Source organism: Streptomyces sp. NPDC085481 (assembly GCF_044541845.1).
In the GTDB taxonomy this organism is placed as follows: domain Bacteria; phylum Actinomycetota; class Actinomycetes; order Streptomycetales; family Streptomycetaceae; genus Streptomyces.
This window is the reverse complement of record NZ_JBITTJ010000007.1, coordinates 237435-258456: the sequence shown is the minus strand read 5'-3', so window position 1 is coordinate 258456 and position 21022 is coordinate 237435. Positions and strand designations below refer to the sequence as shown.

Sequence of the window (21022 nt, the reverse complement as noted above, 5' to 3'; positions counted from 1 at the left end):
GCACGGTCGAGAGCGCGATCGACGCCACGGTCGACACCGCGGTCGGCGCCTCGATGGACACCACGGTCGACACCCCGATCGACACCGCGATCGAGACCGGCACCTGGGTCGAGCCGGCCGCCGAGGCCGTCGCCGAGGTCGTCGTCCGCGACGCCCGCGACTTCGGGGTGTACGCGAGGACGGGCGGCTGGGCGTTCGCGCTGAAGGTGGCGCGCAGCGTACGGCCCGGCGGGCAGGCCGCCGAGGGTACGGAGAAGGTGTCGGCGAAGGCCTTCGCCGAGCTCGCCGGCTGCTCCGCGGAACGGGTCATGCGCTACTACAAGGCCTGGGACATGGCCGCGGACGACGGCCTGGTGCCGCAGTTCGAGGCCCTGGCGCCCGGCGAGGACGTCGAGCTGCCGGAGGCCGACGTCTGGCTCGCGTACTACTCCTCGCGCTCCAGTGCCACGTCCGTACGCGGCCACGCGATCACCGCGGCGGCCGAGGCGGAGGGCATCAAGGCGACCAAGGCGCTGGAGGTGGCCGAGAACCCGACGGCGCTGCGGGCCGCCATTCTCGCGGACCCCGGCACGGCCGAGGCCGCGCGCGGCGCGCTGCTCGACCGGATGAAGGAGGACCCGGCGCTGCAGACCGAGCTGGCCCGGGCCATCGCCCGCACCGGCGACCTGAAGAAGGCGGTGGCGCAGGAGGCGAAGGCGGCCGACCGGATCGACTACGTACGACAGATCGCCGAGGGTGGCCGGATCAAGACCCCCGCCGGCCAGACCGTCGCCGCGCCCCCGGAGTTGCGGGCGGAGGCCGAGCGCCACCTGTCCCTCATCGACGAGCTGGACGACTCCGAGGAGGCGGGCGAGTGGGCCGGCGAGGCCTACGACACCGTGAAGTCCCTGGTCGCCCAGGCCGTGGAGGCGGACCCCGAGCTGCGGGTCCAGGAGCGCCGTACGAAGTTCTACAACAGCCTGCAGAAGGCGACGAAGGTCTTCGAGGAGCTGACCCTCGACGAGGTCCTGGAGGAGGACGTCGTCGAGGAGGACATGCTCCAGCGCCTCGAAGCCCTCCAGGACGCGATCGGCGCCTGCATCACCGCCCTGCGCAAGGCGACCACCGCCTCCTAGGAGGTGTCCGGTCACGATCCGCCGGCTGTCCGGCAGCCGGAGAGGGCGGCGACGGGCCGATCCGGCGGACGGGCCCACCCGGGCCACGAGGGGTCACCCGTCCTGCCCGTAGGTACCGCCAGAAGCCGCGCGGCGAGCGCCGCGATCTCCTCGACCACGTGCTCGCAGTTGTCGAGGACGAGCAGGAGCATCCGGTCGGAGAGCGCCGCGATCAGCCGGTCGACCGGTGTCCGTGCTCCTGCCCCCCAGACCGAGGCCGTTCTCGCGCCGGCCGAGCGCGCGCAACAGCGCTTGCGGCACCGCGGCCGCGTCGCGCAGCGGCGCCAGCTCCACGAAGCAGACGTCATCGGGGGCTACATCGGCGAGCCCGGCGACGTCGACGGACAGCCGGGTCCTGCCGACCCCGCCGGGGCCGATCAGCGTCACCAGCCGGGCCACCCGCAGCAGGCCCGCGACCTCGGTCACCTCGTCGGCACGGCCGACGAACGCCGTCAGCTGGGCGGGCGGCGGGCCGGTCCGCCCAGCGGAACCTCGGCCCCGTCGTCGTACCAAGCCCGCGTCTCACCGAGGATTCCGAACAGCATGCCGGTGATTATCCACCGGAGTTGATCACGCCCGAGCGACCGCGGTCGACGGCTCGTGGCCGTTCGAAGTCGCCGACGTCGGCGACGTCCCCGGGCTCGCCGATCCGCCCGAGCGCGGTGATCGACTCGAGGCCGGCGACCACCTCGGCCGCTCACCCCACACTCACCGCCCGCTCACCTCCACGCGCCACCTGCCAGCCGCCACTCGTCGCTCACCACCTGCCACCGCCAACCGACGCGCCGGTCGTCGCGCGGTCGTCGGGTCCCGACGGCCTCGGTCCCGACAGGCCTCAGTCCTCGTGCCCGAGTTGCAGATCCCGCTCCGTTCGGCCCCCGCCCGCGACCTGGAGGACGGTGGCGACCGGCGGGTAGCCGGCGGCGATGACCGTGTACTCGCCGGAGGACAGGTCCACGAAGCGGAAGGTTCCGTCGCCGCCGGTGGTGAGCGTGTCGACGACGTTGCCGGCGGCGTCGAGCAGGGTCACCCGGGCGTCCTCGACGGGCCGCCCGCCGCCCGCCCGTACCGTGCCGCGCAGCACCGCGCCGCCCGCCAGCTCGATGTCCTGGCGGGTCTCGCGGGAGGCCTGGACGCTGACCGGGAGGGCGGCCGGGCGGAAGGCGGGGGCGCTGGCGGCGAGGGTGTACTCGCCGGCGACCAGTTCGCCGATGACGTAGCCGCCCTCGCGCCCGCTGCGGGTCGAGGCGACGACCTCGCCGCGCACGTCGGTGAGGGTGACGGCCGCGTCCCGTACGGGGGTGCCGTCGGCGGTGACCACGGTGCCGGCGAGCCGGCCCGCGCCGCCGAGGACGACGTCGAGCTCGACCGCACGCTCCCCGACGGTGACGGAGACGGCCTGCGGCTGGTGGCCTCCGGCGGCCGCGATCAGGACGTACGCGCCCGAGCCGGGCACGCTCAGCGCGTACCGGCCGTCCTCGCCGCTCGCGCCGCGGCCGATCTGGCGGCCCTGGACGTCGATGAGGGTGAGGGCGGCCCGGGGCACGCAACTGCCGTCGTGGTGCTGGACGGTGCCGAAGACGGGCACGCCGGCGGGCTGCGGGGCGGCGGTGGCGGCGTTGCCGGTCCGGGCGTGCGGAAGGGGGGTCGTGGGGGCCTCGGTGGCGGGGGTGTGGTGGGACACCAGCGGTTTCTCCTTGAGGAAGAAGGCGAGGACGAGGCCGAGCACGAGGACCGGCACGAGGTAGAGGAAGATGCGGGGCATCGCGTCGGCGTAGGCCTGCACGAAGGCGTCCCGCAGGGCGGGCGGCAGGGCGTGGACCGCCTGCGGGGTGATCGATTCGGCAGCGGGCAGCGCGGCCCCGCCGTCCCGGGGCAGCCGCTCGGCGAGGGCGTCGTCGAGGCGGGCGGCGAAGAGGGTGCCGAAGATCGCGGCGCCGACGCTGCCGCCGATCTGCCGGAAGTAGTTGTGGGCGCTGGTGGCGGTGCCGAGGTCGGCGGGGCGTACGGAGTTCTGCACGGCGAGCACGAGGACCGGCATCACGAGGCCGATGCCGACGCCGAGGACGGCCTGCCAGAGGCTGTGCTGGAGGCGCGGGGTGTCGGTGTCCATGCGGGAGAGCAGCCACATGCCGAGGGCCGAGATGGCGCCGCCGAGCAGGGGGTAGATCTTGTACTGGCCGGTGCGGCTGATGAGCTGTCCGGAGACGATGGAGGAGGCGACGATGCCGCCCATCAGCGGGAGCATGAGGAGACCGGACTCGGTGGCGGTGGCGCCCTCGACCATCTGCAGAAAGGTGGGCAGGTAGCTGGCGGCGCCGAAGAGGGCGACGCCGACGACCGCGCCGATGAGGCTGGTGACGGTGAAGACGGAGTCGCGGAACAGCCGCAGCGGGATGAGCGGTTCGGGCACGACGTGCTCGACGACGAGGAAGAGGGCGGTGGCCGCAACGGCGCCGCAGCCGAGCCCGAGGATGACCCGGGAGTCCCAGGCGTATTCGGTGCCGCCCCAACTGGTCAACAGGACCAGGCAGGTGGAGGCGGTGGCCAGCAGCAGCGCCCCGAGGACGTCGAAGCGGGCGCGGGTCGCGGGCTTGGGGAGCCTGAGGACGACGGCGACGACGGCGAGGGTGACGAGCCCGAACGGCACGTTGAAGTAGAAGCACCAGCGCCAGGAGACGTGGTCGGTGAAGAAGCCGCCGAGCAGCGGTCCGGCGACGGAGGCGAGGCCGAAGGCGGCGCCGATGAGGCCCATGTAGCGGCCGCGTTCACGGGCGGGGACGATGTCCGCGATGATCGCCTGGACGCCGATCATCAGGCCGCCCGCTCCGACGCCCTGGAGGGCGCGGAAGGCGATGAGCTGGTCCATGGTGCGTGACCAGCCGGCGAGGCCGGAGCCGATGACGAAGACGACGATGGCGAAGAGGAAGACGCCCTTGCGGCCGAGGAGGTCGCCGAGTTTTCCGTAGACGGGCAGTCCGATGGTGGCGGTGAGGAGGTACGCCGTGATCGCCCAGGACATCCGGTCCAGGCCCTGGAGTTCGCCGACGATCCTCGGCAGGGCGGTGGCGACGATCATCTGCTCCAGTGCGGCGAGCAGCAGCGCGAGCATGAGCCCGCAGAAGACGAGCCGGACCCGGCGCGGGTCGAGGGCCGGTCCGGACTCCTCGGCCGGCGGCGCCTGGCCGGCGGGCGGATCGTCCGCGAGGAGCGGGTCCGCGCCCTCGGTGCCCTCGGCGGCCCGGGCGTCCTTCGCCAGCGTGATCGCACCCACGTGCTGCTCCCCTCGTCACGGCGTCTGCGCGCGCCATTCTTCGCATTGGGCGCGAACGGGGAGCAAGTCGGGCGGTGCGGGAGGCGGGTGGGGCGGCAGAGGATGAACGTGCCTGCGGGACGGCGCACTTGGGGCGCTCATCAGGGCGTTTACGGAAGCGCACGCGACCCCCGGGTGCGCCGGGCACTCTTGCGGGGGTCGCGGGGAAACCACTCGAATCGGTGACGGATCGGGGCGTTACTTCCCGGTTCCGGTTTCCCGAGGCTACTTGTCGGTGCCGGGGAGGTTCCCGGGCCTACTTCTCGACCTCGGCGGCCAGCTTGGCGAGCACGGCGTCATAGATGCGGCCGAGGCCCTTGGGGGCGAAGGTCCTCTCGAAGAAGCCGCCGATGCCGCCGGCGCCGTTCCAGACGGTGGAGACGACGGCCTTGGACTTGCCCTCACCGGCGGGGGTGACGATCCAGGTGGTGACCATGGAGGAGTTGCGGTCCTTCTCCACGAGCTGCCCGTCGGTGGGCTCGGTGACCTCCAGGAGACAGTCGCGGACGCGCTTGCTGGTGGCCTGGAGCTTCCAGTGGACGAGGGTGCCCTCGCCGTCGCCGCCCTCGCGCACCTCGTACTCGCTGAAGTGCTCGGGGAGCAGCTTCGCGCGGGTGCCGTTGTAGTCGGCCAGAGCATCGAACACCGTCTCCGCGTCGGCGGCGATGATCCGCTCCGTCGTGGCCTCGACCTGCGCCATTGACTTCCTCCAGCTTGATCTCTCGGGGATGTGCGCCAAGCCAACCACCTGGGCGCCGGGGCCCAAAATCGGGGTTGCAACGATCAAGGGAACATGTGTTCTATTCTGGCTACGTTGCCGTGGCATCACCGTCACCGAGGAGGCGTCCATGCGCTGGGACCATCTGGCCGACCCCGCCGGCACCCCCGCCGCCCCCGCCGACATCGCCCTGTTCGGCACGGACGCGGTCACCACCCGCACCTTCGACACACCGGAGTTCCGCGGCATCACCTTCCACGAGGTCCGGGCGCGGTCGATCGTCAACCGGGTGCCCGGCGCCTCCCGGATGCCGTTCGAGTGGACGGTCAACCCGTATCGCGGCTGCACCCATGCCTGCGTGTACTGCTTCGCCCGCAAGACCCACAGCTATCTGGACCTCGACACCGGGATCGGCTTCGACTCGCAGATCGTGGTCAAGATCAACGCCCCGGAGCTGCTCCGCGGACAGCTCGCTTCCCGCCGCTGGCAGGGGGCGCACATCGCGATGGGCACCAATGTCGACTGCTACCAGCGCGCGGAGGGCCGCTACCGGCTGATGCCGGGGATCATCGAGGCGCTTCGCGACCGCGCCAACCCGTTCTCGATCCTCACCAAGGGCACGCTGATCCTGCGCGACCAGGAGCTGATCCGGCAGGCCGCCGAGGTGACCGAGGTCGGCATCTCCGTCTCCGTCGGTTTCACCGACCGGGAGCTGTGGCGCACGATCGAGCCCGGCACCCCCTCCCCCGAGCGACGCCTGGACGTCGTCCGCGCCTTCGCCGGCCACGGCATCGACGTCGGGGTCCTGATGGCCCCGGTCGTGCCGTTCCTCGGCGACCGGCCGGAGCAGCTGCGCGCCACGGTCCGCGCCGTCGCCGAGGCCGGCGCCGCCTCGGTCACGCCGCTCGTGCTGCACCTGCGGCCCGGCGCCCGCGAGTGGTTCTTCACCTGGCTGCGCGGCCACCACCCGGAACTGGTGGGGCGTTACGAACGGATGTACGCGGCCGGGGCGTACGCGCCGACCTGGTACCAGCGCCGGATCACCCGTCAGGTGCACGAACTGGCCGCCGAGTTCGGCATCGGGCCCGCCCACCGCGGCGCCCCGCGGCGGATACCCGTGCCGGACCACCACGCCCACACACCGGAGGCGGAGCAGCTCACCCTGCTGTGAGCGGCGCGTGGGTCCCGGCGGGTCCGCTGATCGGGTCAACTCTCGCCGGAAGCGGTCCTTCCGGACCCGGTTCGGGGCACGGACGCCGTATGAACCCGCGCGCAGGCATGCTGATCGCCGCGGGGGCGCTGGTCGCAGGGACAGTCACCGTCCTGCCCACGACCGCCACCGCCTCCGCCACCGCCTCCCCCGCCACCGGACCCGGATCCGGGCAGGCCACCCGCCCGAACGCCCGCGCGGCCGCCCCGCTCGCCTGGACCGGCTGCGCCACCAAGACGTACCCCAAGCTCCAGTGCGCCACCCTGAAGGTGCCGCTGAACCACGACGTCCCCCGGGGCCGGAGCATCACGCTCGCGCTCACCAGGGTCGCGCACACGGCGAAGCGCTACCAGGGGCCGCTCCTGGTCAACCCCGGCGGCCCCGGGGGCAGCGGGCGCGGCATGGCCGGATACGTGGCGGCCGCGCTGCCGGCCGACGTGGCCGCGCAGTACGACGTGATCGGCTTCGACCCGCGCGGCGTCGGCAAGAGCGAGCCGGCCCTCGACTGCCGCCCGGGCCACTTCGACCCCGTCCGCCCGGACTCCGTCCCGCGCGACCCCGAGGGGGAGCAGGCCGGCGTCGAGCGCGCCCAGGCCTTCGCCACGGCCTGCGGCAAGAAGTACGCCGACGTCCTGCCGTACATCGACACCGTCTCCACGGCCCGGGACATGGACGTCCTGCGCAGGGCACTCGGTGCCCCGAAGATCAACTACCTCGGCTACTCCTACGGCACGTACCTGGGCGCCGTCTACGCACGGCTGTTCCCGGAGCGGGTGCGCCGCTTCGCGCTCGACTCCGTCGTCAACCCGCACGGCGTCTGGTACGAGGACAACATCGCCCAGGACTACGCCTTCGACTCGCGCCACAAGGCCTTCACCGCCTGGGTCGCCCGGAACGACGCCACCTACCGGCTCGGCACCGAACCGGCGGCCGTCGAGGCCGCCTGGTACCGGATGCGCGAGGAGCTTCGCACGGAACCCGCCGGCGGCAAGGTCGGCCCGGTCGAGCTGGAGGACACCTTCCTGCCGGGCGGCTACTACAACGGCTACTGGCCGCGGCTGGCCTCGGCCTTCGCCTCGTACGTCAACGACGCCGACACCGCCCCGCTGGTGAAGGCGTACGAGGCCTACGCCGCCGCCGACTCCGCGGCCGACAACGGCTACTCGGTCTACGCGAGCGTCCAGTGCCGGGACGCCGCCTGGCCGCGGGACTGGAACGTCTGGCGCCAGGACAACTGGGACGCGCACACCAAGGCGCCGTTCTCGACCTGGAACAACGCCTGGTACAACGCGCCGTGCGCCTTCTGGCCGGTGGAGTCGCTGACCCCGCCGGACCTCACCAACGACCAGGTGCCGCCGATGCTGATCCTCCAGGCGACGGACGACGCCGCCACCCCCTACGAGGGCGGGGCCGCCCTGCACGGGATGGTCCGCGATTCCAGCCTCGTCGTGGAGCAGGGCGGCGGCAACCACGGCGTGACGCTGGCCGGCAACGACTGCATGGACGAGCACCTCACGACCTACCTGCGCACCGGCGAGGTGCCGCGCGGCGCCGAGGGAGCGGAGGCCGACGCGGTCTGCGCGACCCTGCCGGAGCCGGAGGCGGCCACGACCACCACGACCCGCGCCGCCGCGCCGCCGGCGGGCGCCACGCTGCACGGACTGCTCGGCCACGTGCGCTGAGCCGCCCGTCGGCCCGGACCGTCGCGGGCCGACGCCGGCGCGACCGGGCCCCGACGGGACGCCCCGTCACAACCGCCCCAGCGCCTCCCGCGCCGCACCCCCGAGCCGGGGGTGCGGCAGCGCCGCCTCCAGGACGTCGCGGGAGCGCTCGTCGGCGAGCGCGGCCAGGCCCTCGACGCAGGCGAGGCCGACCCGCCAGTGCGGGTCGTCGGCGGCGAGCCGCCGCCCCAGGACGGTGACGAGGGCGGGCACGCTCTCGGGGGCGCGGAGCCGGGCGAGCAGACGGACCGGCAGCAGGGCGTAGGCGACGCGGAGTTCGTTGGTGGCGAGGGCGGCGGCGGCGCGGGCGGTACGGGGGTCGCCGAGCCGGGTCAGGGCGTAGGCGGCGGACACACAGCGCTCGGGGTCGCGGTGGTTGAGGAGCAGGACCAGCGCCTCGAAGGCGCGCGGGTCGCCGGCGAGGCCGAGCCGGAAGGCGGCGATCTCGCGGGCCCACAGGGGCTGCGCCGGGGCGGTGAGAACGCGGTGGAGTTCCTCCGGATCACCGGTTTCGGCGAGTGCGCCGAATGCCGCCGGGATCTCGCCGCGGTCATTCCCGGCCTCTTCCCGCAATCGATCGATCATCGAGCAGAATTCTGGATCCTCGGCGTCATTCTTGAATCCGACCATGATTCGCAGCCTATCCGCGATCCAGATCACATTTTCCTCAACTTGCCGGGACTGGCGCGCTCGTTACCAGCGAGTTAGTCTCAGGTGAGCGGGCCACCCCCCGCTCATCTCCACAACGGACTGGTGACGCAGCCGTTGTGGTCGTCAGTCGGTTCGGCAGTTTTCGGCGTGGCTCCGGGACAGAGTCCGTCGCCCTTTCAGCGCGCTTCTCTCCTTTTCCGCGTGCGTTCGTGCGCGCCCTGCGTGGCTTTCCGCCGCACTGCCTTCAGTCGTCACTCTTCCTCTCTGGAGTCCCCTGATGGACACCCCTCTCTCCACCATCGCCGTCGTCGGTCTCGGCACCATGGGCTCGGGCATCGCCGACGTCCTCGCCCGGGCCGGCCGCGAGGTCATCGGCATCGACATCAGCGAGAACGCGGCCGCCAAGGCCGTCGCCGCCCTGGAGTCCTCCACCGCCCGCGCGGTGGACCGCGGGCGGATCACCGAGGAGGAGCGGCAGGACGTCCTCGCCCGCTTCCGTACCTTCTCCGACCTCCAGGCGGCCGCCGACGCCGACCTCGTGATCGAGGTCGTGCCCGAGTCGTACGAGACGAAGCAGGAGGTGTTCCGGGCCCTGGACGGCATCGTCCGGCCCGACACCATCCTCGCCACCGGTACCAACGCGCTGTCCGTGACCCGGCTCGCCGCCGACTCCGCGCACCCCGAGCGCGTGCTCGGCCTGCACTTCTTCACCCCGGTCCAGGCGATGAAGCTGGTCGAGGTGGTCTCCTCGGTGCTGACCTCCCCGATCGCCGTCGACGCCGTCACGACCCTCGCCCAGCAGCTCGGCAAGGAGCCCGTCGCGGTCGGCGACCGGCCCGGTTTCGTCGCCGACGGGCTGCTCTTCGGCTACCTCAACCAGGCCGCCGCGATGTACGAGGCCAAGTACGCCTCCCGCGAGGACATCGACGCCGCGATGCGACTCGGCTGCGGCCTGCCGATGGGCCCGCTGGCGCTGCTCGACCTGATCGGCATCGACACCGCCCGTACCGTCCTGGAGGCGATGTACTCCGCCTCGCACGACCGGCTGCACGCCCCTGCCCCGATCCTCAAGCAGCTCAGCGAGGCCGGTCTGACCGGCCGCAAGTCGGGCCGCGGCTTCTACACGTACGAGGGCCCCGGCTCCGCCGAGGTCGTCCGCGACGCGCTGACCCCGCAGGCGGCCGCGGCCGGCGGCGAGGGCCGTGAGGTGCGCTCGGTCGGCGTGGCCGGTTCCGGCACCATGGCCTCGGGCATCGCCGAGGTCTTCGCCAAGGCCGGCTACGACGTCGTCCTGGCGGCCCGCTCGCAGGAGAAGGCCGACACCGCCAAGGCCCGCATCGCCAAGTCCCTGGCCCGGTCCGTGGACAAGGGCCGGATGACCGCGGAGGCGCGCGACGAGACGCTGGCCCGCATCGCCGCGGCCGGCTCGCTCGACGCCTTCGCCGAGGTCGACCTCGCGGTCGAGGCGGTCGCCGAGGACCTGGGGATCAAGCAGGAGCTGTTCGCCCGCCTGGACAAGATCTGCAAGCCGGGCGCGGTGCTCGCCACCACGACCTCCTCGCTGCCGGTCGTCGCCTGCGCCCGGGCCACCAGCCGCCCGCAGGACGTCATCGGCATGCACTTCTTCAACCCGGCGCCGGCGATGAAACTGGTGGAGATCGTGCGTACGGTCCTGACCGGCGACGACGTCCACGCCACCGTCCGCACGGTCACCGAGAAGATCAGGAAGCACCCGGTGGACTGCGGCGACCGGGCCGGCTTCATCGTGAACGCGCTGCTCTTCCCGTACCTGAACAACGCGATCAAGATGGTCCAGGAGCACTACGCGACCCTGGACGACATCGACGCCGCGATGAAGCTGGGCGGCGGCTACCCGATGGGTCCGTTCGAACTCCTCGACGTGGTCGGCCTGGACGTCTCGCTCGCCATCGAGCAGGTGCTGCACCGCGAGTTCCGCGACCCGGGTCTGGCCCCGGCGCCGCTCCTGGAGCACCTGGTGGCGGCCGGGTGCCTGGGCCGCAAGACGGGGCGCGGCTTCCGCGAATATGCCCGCCGCTGAGGCCGACACCGGGCCGTACGGGCAGTGGGGAGGGCTGCTCAGCCCCTCGGGCACCGCGGGTGCCGGGCCGGGCTCCCCTCCCCCACCTGGGCACACTCCCGCTCCGATGCAGTACGTTCGGGACATGTCCAAGGCCGCGAAGACACCCCGTGCCACGTCCACGTCCGACGCTCAGGAGAGCGCGGCGGGGACCCGCGCCGCCGCGCAGCGGCTGAAAATGCGCCGGGAGCTCGCGGCCGCGGCCATGGAGCTCTTCGCGACCAAGGGGTACGAGGCCACGACGGTCGACGAGATCGCCGCCCAGGCCGGGGTGGCCCGCCGGACCTTCTTCCGGCACTTCCGCTCCAAGGAAGAGGCGATCTTCCCGGACCACGACGACACCCTGGTGCGCGCCGAGGCGGTCCTGAACGCCGCCCCGCCCCACGAGCACCCGCTGGACACGGTGTGCCGGGGGATCAAGGAAGTCATGAAGATGTACGCGGGCTCGCCCGCGGTCTCCGTCGAGCGGTACCGGCTCACCCGCGAGGTGCCGACCCTGCGGGAGCGCGAGATCGCGTCGGTGGCCCGCTACGAGCGGCTCTTCACCCGCTATCTGCTGGGCCACTTCGACGAGCGCGACCACCACGACGGCAACGACGACCCGCTGCTCGCCGAGGTGGCCGCCTCCGCGGTGGTCACCGCCCACAACCACGTCCTGCGGCGCTGGCTGCGGGCGGGCGGCCAGGGTGACGTGGAGGCCCAGCTGGACCACGCGTTCGCGATCGTGCGGGAGACCTTCGGTACGGGGATAGGCGCACGCCCCGCGTCGGCGCCCGGCACGGCCCAGACCGAGCCGGCGCCGGCCGCCACGGCCGCCGTGACGTCCTCCGCCCAGGGCGAGGTGGTCGTCGCCGTCGCCAGGACGGACGCCTCCCTGGACGAGGTCATGCGGACGATCCAGCAGGCGCTCGGCAAGAGCTGAATCTCCCGGCCGTCACTCCACTACGTGGGCCGTCCCCGGTTTCCGGGGGCGGCCCACGTCTTGTTTGCCCAGCTCAGGGCTATATTCGATCGATCATCGCTCATCCGTGAGCGGCAGATTGCATCTGAGTGAAATTGTTGGCACGCAGTGCCTTGTCAGGTGGCACGGCGTGTCATACGTTGATGTTGTCCGGGCGGCCGGCGCGCAGAGATCACCTCGTGCGCCGGCTGTCCCCACAAGCGATCCGCTGCTCGTGCGCCCGGACGCCTGCGTCACAGGCACCCCTTGCGCCCCACCACGGCGCCGCCACCGCACCACCGAGCCGAACCGACGGCACACCTCCACAGCAGCAACCCCGACGTAACCCTCAGCGCGTCCCGCCGGACGCCGCACCGCCGGAGGCACCCCGTGAAGGACATCCTGGACGCGATCCAGTCGCCCGACTCCACGTCGGCGGACTTCGCCAACATCAAGCTCCCCGAGTCGTACCGCGCCGTGACCGTCCACAAGGACGAGACGGAGATGTTCGCCGGGCTCGCGAGCCGCGACAAGGACCCGCGCAAGTCGCTCCACCTGGACGACGTCGCGCTGCCCGAGCTCGGCCCGGGCGAGGCACTGGTCGCCGTCATGGCCAGCTCGGTGAACTACAACTCGGTCTGGACCTCGATCTTCGAGCCCGTGTCGACCTTCGGCTTCCTGGAGCGCTACGGCCGCCTGTCCGAGCTCAGCAAGCGCCACGACCTGCCGTACCACATCATCGGCTCCGACCTCGCGGGCGTCGTCCTGCGCACCGGCCCGGGCGTCAACTCCTGGAAGCCCGGCGACGAGGTCGTCGCGCACTGCCTGAGCGTCGAGCTCGAGTCCTCGGACGGCCACAACGACACGATGCTCGACCCCGAGCAGCGCATCTGGGGCTTCGAGACCAACTTCGGCGGCCTCGCCGAGATCGCCCTGGTCAAGTCCAACCAGCTGATGCCGAAGCCCGACCACCTGAGCTGGGAGGAGGCGGCGTCCCCCGGCCTGGTGAACTCCACCGCATACCGCCAGCTGGTCTCCCGCAACGGCGCCGGCATGAAGCAGGGCGACAACGTGCTCATCTGGGGCGCGAGCGGCGGACTCGGCTCGTACGCCACCCAGTTCGCGCTGGCCGGCGGCGCCAACCCGATCTGTGTCGTCTCCTCCCCCGAGAAGGCCGACATCTGCCGGGCCATGGGCGCCGAGGCGGTCATCGACCGCAACGCCGAGGGCTACAAGTTCTGGAAGGACGAGCACAACCAGGACCCGCGCGAGTGGAAGCGCTTCGGATCGAAGATCCGCGAGCTCACCGGCGGCGAGGACGTCGACATCGTCTTCGAGCACCCGGGCCGCGAGACCTTCGGCGCCAGCGTGTACGTCACCCGCAAGGGCGGCACCATCGTCACCTGCGCGTCGACCTCCGGCTACAACCACGAGTACGACAACCGCTACCTGTGGATGTCGCTGAAGCGGATCATCGGCTCGCACTTCGCCAACTACCGCGAGGCGTGGGAGGCCAACCGCCTGGTCGCCAAGGGCAAGATCCACCCCACCCTGTCGAAGGTCTACTCCCTGGAGGAGACCGGCCAGGCCGCCTACGACGTCCACCGCAACCTGCACCAGGGCAAGGTCGGCGTCCTCGCCCTCGCGCCGGAAGAGGGCCTCGGCGTCCGCAACCCGGAGCTGCGCGCGAAGCACCTCGACGCCATCAACCGCTTCCGTAACGTCTGACACCGGGACCACAGATGACAGAGCGTCAGAAGGACCGGCCGTGGCTCATGCGGACCTACGCCGGCCACTCGACGGCCGAGGCGTCCAACGAGCTGTACCGGCGCAACCTCGCCAAGGGCCAGACCGGCCTCTCGGTCGCGTTCGACCTGCCCACGCAGACCGGCTACGACCCCGACCACGTCCTCGCCCGCGGCGAGGTCGGCCGGGTCGGCGTGCCCGTCTCGCACCTCGGTGACATGCGGCGGCTGTTCCAGGACATCCCCCTGGAGCAGATGAACACCTCGATGACCATCAACGCCACCGCGATGTGGCTGCTGGCGCTCTACCAGGTGGTCGCCGAGGAGCAGGGCGCGGACATCACCAAGCTCCAGGGCACCACCCAGAACGACATCGTGAAGGAGTACCTGTCGCGCGGGACGCACGTCTTCCCGCCCGGCCCCTCGCTCCGCCTCACGACGGACATGATCGCGTACACGGTCAACCACATCCCGAAGTGGAACCCGATCAACATCTGCAGCTACCACCTGCAGGAGGCGGGGGCCACTCCGGTCCAGGAGATCGCGTACGCCATGTCCACGGCGATCGCCGTGCTCGACGCGGTGTTCGCCTCAGGACAGGTCCCCGAGGACCGCAAGGGCGAGGTCGTCGCCCGCATCTCGTTCTTCGTGAACGCCGGCGTCCGGTTCATCGAGGAGATGTGCAAGATGCGCGCCTTCGGCCGCATCTGGGACACCATCACCCGCGAGCGGTACGGCATCGAGGACGCCAAGCAGCGCCGGTTCCGTTACGGCGTGCAGGTCAACTCGCTCGGTCTGACCGAGGCCCAGCCGGAGAACAACGTCCAGCGGATCGTCCTGGAGATGCTGGCCGTCACCCTCTCCAAGGACGCCCGCGCCCGCGCCGTGCAGCTGCCCGCCTGGAACGAGGCGCTCGGCCTGCCGCGCCCCTGGGACCAGCAGTGGTCGCTGCGCATCCAGCAGGTCCTCGCGCACGAGTCCGACCTGCTCGAGTACGAGGACATCTTCGCCGGCTCGCACGTCATCGAGGCCAAGGTGGAGACCCTGGTCACCGAGTGCCTGGCCGAGATCGAGCGGATCCAGGAGATGGGCGGCGCCATGGCCGCCGTCGAGTCCGGCTACCTCAAGGCACAGCTGGTCTCCTCGCACGCCGAGCGGCGCGCCCGCATCGAGTCGGGCGACGACAAGATCATCGGCGTCAACATCTTCGAGACGACCGAGCCGAACCCGCTCACCGCCGACCTGGACACCGCGATCCAGACGGTCGACCCGGCCGTCGAGGCCCGGGTCGTCTCCTCCCTCGGCACCTGGCGCGACACCCGCTACCAGCCGCCCTTCAACCACCCGCGGCCCTGCAAGGCCCTGGAGCGCCTCAAGGAGGCCGCGAAGGGCACCGGCAACCTCATGGAGGCCACCCTGGAGTGCGCCCGCGCCGGCGTCACGACCGGCGAGTGGGCGGGTGCGCTGCGCGAGGTCTTCGGCGAGTTCCGCGCGCCGACCGGTGTCTCCTCCGCCCCCGTGGCCGTCCCGGCCGAGGCGGGCTCCCCGATGGCCGAGGTGCGCCGCAAGGTGGACCTGACCGCCCAGGACATGGGCGTCGGCAAGCTCCGCTTCCTGGTCGGCAAGCCGGGCCTCGACGGGCACTCCAACGGGGCCGAGCAGATCGCCGTACGGGCCCGCGACGCCGGGTTCGAGGTGGTCTACCAGGGCATCCGGCTCACGCCCGAGCAGATCGTGGACGCGGCCCTCGAAGAGGACGTGCACGCGGTCGGCCTGTCGATCCTCTCCGGCTCGCACGCCCAGCTCGTGCCCGACGTCCTCGACCGGCTCAAGGACGCGGGGGCGGCCGACATCCCGGTCGTCGTCGGCGGGATCATCCCGAACGCCGACGCCGAGGAACTGCGGGCGGCCGGTGTGGCCGCCGTCTTCACACCGAAGGACTTCGGTATCACCGGGATCATCGGCCGTATCGTCGACGAGATCCGGAAAGCGAACAAGCTCGACCCCCTGGAGGTCCCCGCATGACCAGCCCCGTGAACCGTCTGCGTCCGCGCCGCTCCTGCCTCGCGGTGCCCGGCTCGAACCCGCGCTTCCTGGAGAAGGCCCAGGGTCTCGCCGCGGACCAGGTCTTCCTCGACCTGGAGGACGCCTGCGCGCCGCTGGCCAAGCCGGACGCCCGGCACACCATCGTGAAGTTCCTCAACGAGGGCGACTGGACCGGCAAGACCCGGGTCGTGCGGGTCAACGACTGGACGACCCACTGGACCTACCGCGACGTCGTGACGGTCGTCGAGGGCGCCGGCCAGAACCTCGACTGCATCATGCTGCCGAAGGTCCAGGACGCCCAGCAGATCGTCGCGCTCGACCTGCTGCTCACCCAGATCGAGAAGACCATGGGCTTCGAGGTCGGCAAGATCGGCATCGAGGCGCAGATCGAGAACGCCCAGGGTCTCGTCAACGTCAACGCGATCGCCCAGGCCTCGCAGCGCGTCGAGACGATCATCTTCGGCCCGGCCGACTTCATGGCCTCCATCAACATGAAGTCGCTGGTCGTCGGCGAGCAGCCGCCCGGCTACCCGGCGGACGCGTACCACCACATCCTGATGAGCATCCTGATGGCCGCCCGCGCCAACAACCTCCAGGCGATCGACGGCCCCTACCTGCAGATCCGCAACCCGGAGGGCTACAAGGCCGTCGCCCAGCGCGCCGCCGCCCTCGGCTTCGACGGCAAGTGGGTGCTGCACCCGGACCAGGTGGCCGCGGCGAACGAGATCTTCTCGCCCTCGCAGGAGGACTTCGACCACGCCGAGCTGATCCTCGACGCGTACGACTACTACACCTCCGAGGCCGGCGGCAAGAAGGGCTCGGCGATGCTCGGCGACGAGATGATCGACGAGGCCTCCCGCAAGATGGCCCTGGTCATCTCCGGCAAGGGCCGGGCCGCCGGCATGCAGCGCACCAGCAAGTTCGAGATCCCGGAGGCCTGAGTCCGATGCAGTTCGGCCGCACCTACGAAGAGTTCGAGATCGGCGCCGTCTACAAGCACTGGCCCGGGAAGACGGTCACCGAGTACGACGACCACCTCTTCTGTCTGCTGACGATGAACCACCACCCGCTCCACATGGATGTGAACTACGCCGAGAACACGACGGACTTCAAGAGGAACGTCGTCGTCGGCAACTACATCTACTCGCTGCTGCTCGGCATGTCCGTGCCGGACGTCTCGGGCAAGGCGATCGCCAACCTGGAGATCGAGTCGCTGCGGCACGTGGCGCCGACCTTCCACGGCGACACCATCTACGGCGAGACGACCGTCCTCGACAAGACGCCGTCGAAGTCGAAGAGCGACCGCGGCATCGTCTACGTCGAGACCAAGGGCTACAAGCAGGACGGCACCCTGGTGTGCGTCTTCCGCCGCAAGGTGATGGTCCCGACCGCCGAGTACATCGAAGCGCGCGGCGGCGAGCAGCCCGGCCGCCCCGAGCTCATCGAGCCCGCCAAGAAGACGGAGAAGTAGCCATGGCCCGACTCGCCCAGACCGCCGGGCTCACGGACGTCCAGCAGGAGATCCTCAAGACCGTCCGGGACTTCGTCGACAAGGAGATCATCCCGGTCGCCACGGAGCTGGAGCACCGCGACGAGTACCCGCAGCAGATCGTCGACGGGCTCAAGGAGCTCGGCGTCTTCGGTCTGATGATCCCCGAGGAGTACGGGGGCCTGGGTGAGTCGCTGCTCACCTACGCGCTGTGCGTGGAGGAGATCGCGCGTGGCTGGATGTCGGTGTCCGGCATCATCAACACTCACTTCATCGTGGCGTACATGCTCAAGCAGCACGGCACCCAGGAGCAGAAGGAGTACTTCCTTCCGCGGATGGCGGCCGGCGAGGTGCGCGGCGCCTTCTCGATGTCGGAGCCGGGGCTCGGCTCGGACGTGTCGGCGATCACGTCGAAGGCGGTCAGGGACGGCGACGAGTACGTCCTGAACGGCCAGAAGATGTGGCTGACGAACGGTGGCACGTCAACCCTGGTCGCCGTCCTCGTCCGAAGTGACGAAGGACACCCCGAGGGGACCGCCCCCCACAAGTCGATGACGACCTTCCTCATCGAGAAGGAGCCCGGCTTCGGAGAGGTCCGTCCCGGCCTCACCATTCCCGGCAAGATCGAGAAGATGGGTTACAAGGGCGTCGACACGACCGAACTCATCATGGACGGACTGCGCATTCCGGCCAATCGGGTCCTGGGCGGGGTCACCGGCCGAGGGTTTTACCAAATGATGGACGGCGTGGAGGTCGGCCGCGTGAACGTGGCGGCCCGTGGTTGCGGCGTCGCGCAGCGTGCTTTCGAACTGGGCGTCCAGTATGCCCAACAGCGTCACACTTTCGGCAAGCCGATCGCCCAGCACCAGGCGATTCAGTTCAAGCTGGCCGAGATGGCTACCAAGGTCGAGGCCGCTCATGCCATGATGGTGAACGCAGCACGCAAAAAGGACTCCGGGGAACGAAACGACCTCGAAGCAGGGATGGCGAAGTACCTCGCCTCCGAATACTGCAAGGAGGTCGTGGAGGACGCCTTCCGCATTCACGGCGGATACGGGTTCTCCAAGGAGTACGAGATCGAGCGTCTCTACCGCGAGGCGCCGATGCTGCTCATCGGCGAGGGTACCGCCGAGATCCAGAAAATGATCATTGGCCGTCGGCTGCTCGAGGAGTACCGATTCCAGGGTTGATTGTCGCATTTGGGTCGATTCGGCCGCGAAGAAGATCACACCCCGTGTTCGTCTTCCGGCCGTCGACTCGGCTTCTGGCTTGCCCAGTTGCGGCTCGCAACCGATAGCATCGACGGAAAGCCGCCGTCCCCCCGTTACCGCGGCATCATCCGCTACGAAGGTCATCCATGCCCCACAGCCAAACCTCTGCACACCGCGACACCCCCAAGGGCGTACGCATCGCACGCGGAGCATCGCCGTGGCTTCTGCCGACCGTCGCCACCGCGGCGCTCAGCCTCGCGCGCGCCCGCAAGTCGAAGCGCGCCGCGGCCGTCGCCGTGCCGGTCACCGCTCTCGCGGCCGGCATGCTGTGGTTCTTCCGCGACCCCGAGCGCGAGATCGCTCAGGGCCGGGTCATCTCGCCCGCCGACGGTGTGGTGCAGAGCATCATGCCGTGGAAGGACGGACGCACCCGCGTCGCCATCTTCATGAGCCCGCTGAACGTCCACGTCAACCGCGCGCCGCTGGCCGGCACGGTGACGTCCGTGGAGCACGTCCCCGGCGGCTTCGTGCCGGCGTTCAACAAGGAGAGCGAGAACAACGAGCGCGTTGTCTGGCACTTCGACACCGAGCTCGGCGACATCGAGATGGTGCAGATCGCGGGCGCCGTCGCCCGGCGCATCGTGCCGTACATCCCGCAGGGGACGAAGGTCGAGCAGGGTGACCGGATCGGCCTGATCCGCTTCGGTTCGCGTGTCGACATCTACCTTCCGGAGGGTGTCGAGGTCGCCGTCGAGGTCGGACAGCCCACGACCGCGGGGGTGACTCGCATTGACCGTGATTGATCCCGACACACGCGCGTCCGAGTGGGTCGCCGACTCGGAGGCCGAGGCCGATGACGCCGAGGAGATGCCGCTGTCGTTGAGGCTGTCCATAGCGGACGCCCTCACGCTCGGTAACGCCACGTGCGGCTTCATGGCGGTGTACTTCACCACCACGGGCATCCTCATCCCGCACCTGACGGGCAGCTCCGAGACCGGCATGGCGCGCAACAGCGCCGCCACCGCCGTGATCCTGATGCTCGCCGCGGCGATCTTCGACCTGTTCGACGGCATCGTGGCGCGCAAGCTGCGCTCGTCCCCGATGGGCGCCGAGCTCGACAACCTCTCGGACCTGATCAGCTTCGGTCTGGCCCCGGCCTACTTCGTACTCGTGTACGGCATGGTCACGCCCGGCGCGCAGCAGAAGGTCTCGGCGGTGGCCGCGATCGTGGTGCTCCTCGCGGTGGTGCTGCGGCTGGCGAGATTCTCCTGCGTGACGATGAAGGACGGCATGTTCCAGGGCATGCCGAGCCCCTTCGGCGCGCTGACGGTGGTCTCGATCGTGCTTCTCGAGCTTCCGTTCATCCCGACGCTGCTCGCGATCATCGGAGTCGCCTGGCTGATGGTGAGCCGGGTCGAGTACCCCAAGCCGCGGGGCATCCTCGCGGTGGCGATGCTCAGCTGGATCGTCGGTGCGATGGGCATGCTGGCGGCCTGGGCGTTCGACGCCCCGGGCGGACAGTTCCTGCTCCAGACCGGCTGCGCGCTGCAGGTGGTGCTGGGCGCCGTGATCCCCCTCTTCGCGACGGCCCGGCGAGTGAACACCTTCCGCGACAACCGGCGCGAGAGCCGCGAGGCGCGACAGGCGCAGGCGGCGCAGCTGCCGTAGCGGAACCACAGTGCATGCGGAAGGGCCCCGGACGCGGATCGCGTCCGGGGCCCTTCCGCGTGCACTGTCAGCCGAGCTGCTTGTAGTACAGCGTCGTGGGCTGCAAGGTGCCATCCGGGTCCGCGGCGAAGTCCGGGATCACACCCGCGGCCGTCCAGCCGGCCTTGCGGTACAGCCGCTCGGCGGGACTGTCCGTCTCGGTGTCCAGGACGAGCAGGCCGAGGCCCAGGGCGACCGCGCGGGCCTCGGCGGCGGCGAGGAGCCCGGCCCCGAGGCCCCGGCCGCGCGCGGCGCGGTGGACGACGAGCCGGGCGATCTCGCCCCGGTGGCGCCCGTTGGCCTTGTCGCTGCGGACGAGGGTGACGACGCCGACGAGCCGCCCGTCCTCGTCCCGGGCGCCGAGGACATCCCGTACGCCCCGCTCGGCCTCGTCGGCGACGGAGCGCCACCAGGCGGCCGCCTCGGCGGCGTCCAGGGGCTTCAGGAAGCCGATGGAGGCACCGCCGTCCACGGCGTCGCGCAGGAGCTCGGTGAGACCGCCGGCGGCGTCGGCGCGGATCTCGTCGGGGGTCAGGCGCCGGACGCCGTCGAGGCGCCGCTCCAGACACAGCAGCTCAGGGCGGGGGTCCCAGGAGGCCACGCTCTCGAAGCCGAGGCGCCGGTAGAGGGCGAGGGCGGGCTCGCGCCACCGCCAGACCGAGAGGCGTACGGCGGGGACGCCGGCCTCGTCCGCCCGTCGTACCGCCTCCGTGACCAGGGCGGCCGCGAGGCCGTTCCCCCGGGCCGCGGGTTCCACCCAGAGCCGCTTGATCTCGCCGTCCGCCGTGAGCACCGCACAGGCCGCGGGCCGGTGCGCCCCGGTGGCGGTGGCCAGCAGCACGGTGTCCGCGGCGAAGGCGGCGGCCGGGTCCTCGGCCTCGGCGCGGTAACCGTCCGGGAGCCCGGCCGGGCCCGGCACGGGGCGGCCCTTCTCGGCCTCGGTGGCGAGGTGGTAGGCGGCGAGCAGGGCCGGGAGGCCCGGGTGCGTCCGGCACGCCTCTATGCGTACGTTCATGCGC

Annotated in this window: 18 protein-coding genes; 12 read left to right on the top strand and 6 right to left on the bottom strand. The window is 71.1% G+C overall.

The genetic code is table 11. From position 1 onward, the window contains the following. Nucleotides 1-53: 53 nt before the first annotated feature. The gene (locus ACIGEZ_RS17700; RefSeq protein WP_399832149.1) at nt 54-1115 is read left to right on the top strand and encodes a hypothetical protein; all 1062 of its coding nucleotides are present in this window, start codon (nt 54-56) and stop codon (nt 1113-1115) included. 93 nt (nt 1116-1208) lie between these two features. Here the strand turns inward: ACIGEZ_RS17700 and ACIGEZ_RS17695 are convergent, their stop codons facing one another. The 4 genes from ACIGEZ_RS17695 to ACIGEZ_RS17680 all read right to left on the bottom strand — a co-directional run bounded on the left by ACIGEZ_RS17695 (nt 1209) and on the right by ACIGEZ_RS17680 (nt 5167). Beyond that, the gene (locus ACIGEZ_RS17695; RefSeq protein WP_399831914.1) at nt 1209-1580 is read right to left on the bottom strand and encodes a hypothetical protein; all 372 of its coding nucleotides are present in this window, start codon (nt 1578-1580) and stop codon (nt 1209-1211) included. A 127-nt stretch (nt 1581-1707) separates the two neighbouring features. Further along, nucleotides 1708-1842 carry a hypothetical protein gene (locus tag ACIGEZ_RS17690; RefSeq protein ID WP_399831912.1) on the bottom strand — a complete coding sequence of 45 codons (135 nt, stop codon included), beginning with the start codon at nt 1840-1842 and terminating at the stop codon, nt 1708-1710. A gap of 147 nt (nt 1843-1989) precedes the next feature. Then, nucleotides 1990-4428, bottom strand: a complete 2439-nt coding sequence (locus ACIGEZ_RS17685) for an MFS transporter (protein WP_399831910.1) — start codon at nt 4426-4428, stop codon at nt 1990-1992. A 295-nt stretch (nt 4429-4723) separates the two neighbouring features. After that, nucleotides 4724-5167, bottom strand: coding sequence for an SRPBCC family protein (locus ACIGEZ_RS17680; RefSeq protein ID WP_399831908.1), 444 nt, complete (start codon nt 5165-5167; stop codon nt 4724-4726). 148 nt (nt 5168-5315) lie between these two features. Between ACIGEZ_RS17680 and ACIGEZ_RS17675 the strand changes: the two genes are divergently transcribed. Together ACIGEZ_RS17675 and ACIGEZ_RS17670 are read left to right on the top strand one after the other, a co-directional pair. Next, nucleotides 5316-6356 carry an Rv2578c family radical SAM protein gene (locus ACIGEZ_RS17675; RefSeq protein ID WP_399831906.1) on the top strand — a complete coding sequence of 347 codons (1041 nt, stop codon included), beginning with the start codon at nt 5316-5318 and terminating at the stop codon, nt 6354-6356. Nucleotides 6357-6445: 89 nt separating this feature from the next. After that, nucleotides 6446-8077, top strand: a complete 1632-nt coding sequence (locus ACIGEZ_RS17670) for an alpha/beta hydrolase (protein WP_399831904.1) — start codon at nt 6446-6448, stop codon at nt 8075-8077. Between the two features lie 66 nt (nt 8078-8143). Here ACIGEZ_RS17670 and ACIGEZ_RS17665 read toward each other — a convergent pair whose 3' ends face one another. Next, nucleotides 8144-8746, bottom strand: a complete 603-nt coding sequence (locus tag ACIGEZ_RS17665) for a HEAT repeat domain-containing protein (RefSeq protein WP_399831902.1) — start codon at nt 8744-8746, stop codon at nt 8144-8146. Between the two features lie 298 nt (nt 8747-9044). Here ACIGEZ_RS17665 and ACIGEZ_RS17660 point away from each other — a divergent pair, with 298 nt between their 5' ends. The 9 genes from ACIGEZ_RS17660 to pssA all read left to right on the top strand — a co-directional run bounded on the left by ACIGEZ_RS17660 (nt 9045) and on the right by pssA (nt 19964). Beyond that, entirely contained in the window at nt 9045-10826 is a 1782-nt protein-coding gene (locus ACIGEZ_RS17660) for a 3-hydroxyacyl-CoA dehydrogenase family protein (RefSeq protein WP_399831900.1), read from the top strand. A 124-nt stretch (nt 10827-10950) separates the two neighbouring features. Further along, nucleotides 10951-11787 (top strand): TetR family transcriptional regulator, encoded by an 837-nt coding sequence (locus ACIGEZ_RS17655; RefSeq protein WP_399831898.1) that lies wholly within the window; start codon nt 10951-10953, stop codon nt 11785-11787. Between the two features lie 408 nt (nt 11788-12195). Beyond that, nucleotides 12196-13533, top strand: a complete 1338-nt coding sequence (gene ccrA, locus ACIGEZ_RS17650) for a crotonyl-CoA carboxylase/reductase (RefSeq protein ID WP_399831896.1) — start codon at nt 12196-12198, stop codon at nt 13531-13533. A gap of 14 nt (nt 13534-13547) precedes the next feature. Beyond that, nucleotides 13548-15575: a protein meaA gene (locus tag ACIGEZ_RS17645; protein ID WP_399831894.1), complete on the top strand. Its 2028-nt coding sequence runs from the start codon at nt 13548-13550 to the stop codon at nt 15573-15575. Then, on the top strand, nt 15572-16537 hold the full coding sequence (locus tag ACIGEZ_RS17640; RefSeq protein ID WP_399831892.1) for an HpcH/HpaI aldolase/citrate lyase family protein: 966 nt from the start codon (nt 15572-15574) through the stop codon (nt 16535-16537). Before ACIGEZ_RS17645 ends, ACIGEZ_RS17640 begins: the two co-directional genes overlap by 4 nt. 5 nt (nt 16538-16542) lie before the next feature. Beyond that, nucleotides 16543-17067, top strand: a complete 525-nt coding sequence (locus ACIGEZ_RS17635; protein WP_399831890.1) for a MaoC family dehydratase — start codon at nt 16543-16545, stop codon at nt 17065-17067. 2 nt (nt 17068-17069) lie between these two features. Then, nucleotides 17070-18275: an acyl-CoA dehydrogenase family protein gene (locus tag ACIGEZ_RS17630; RefSeq protein ID WP_399831888.1), complete on the top strand. Its 1206-nt coding sequence runs from the start codon at nt 17070-17072 to the stop codon at nt 18273-18275. Nucleotides 18276-18442: 167 nt separating this feature from the next. Beyond that, nucleotides 18443-19099 (top strand): phosphatidylserine decarboxylase, encoded by a 657-nt coding sequence (locus ACIGEZ_RS17625; protein WP_399831886.1) that lies wholly within the window; start codon nt 18443-18445, stop codon nt 19097-19099. Continuing rightward, on the top strand, nt 19092-19964 hold the full coding sequence (gene pssA, locus ACIGEZ_RS17620; protein WP_399832147.1) for a CDP-diacylglycerol--serine O-phosphatidyltransferase: 873 nt from the start codon (nt 19092-19094) through the stop codon (nt 19962-19964). The genes ACIGEZ_RS17625 and pssA overlap by 8 nt, the downstream gene beginning before the upstream one ends. Before the next feature lie 67 nt (nt 19965-20031). On the opposite strand, the gene ACIGEZ_RS17615 is transcribed toward pssA, so the two are convergent. Continuing rightward, complete coding sequence (locus tag ACIGEZ_RS17615; RefSeq protein ID WP_399831884.1) at nt 20032-21018, bottom strand: GNAT family N-acetyltransferase; 987 nt, start codon at nt 21016-21018, stop codon at nt 20032-20034. Nucleotides 21019-21022: the final 4 nt, after the last annotated feature.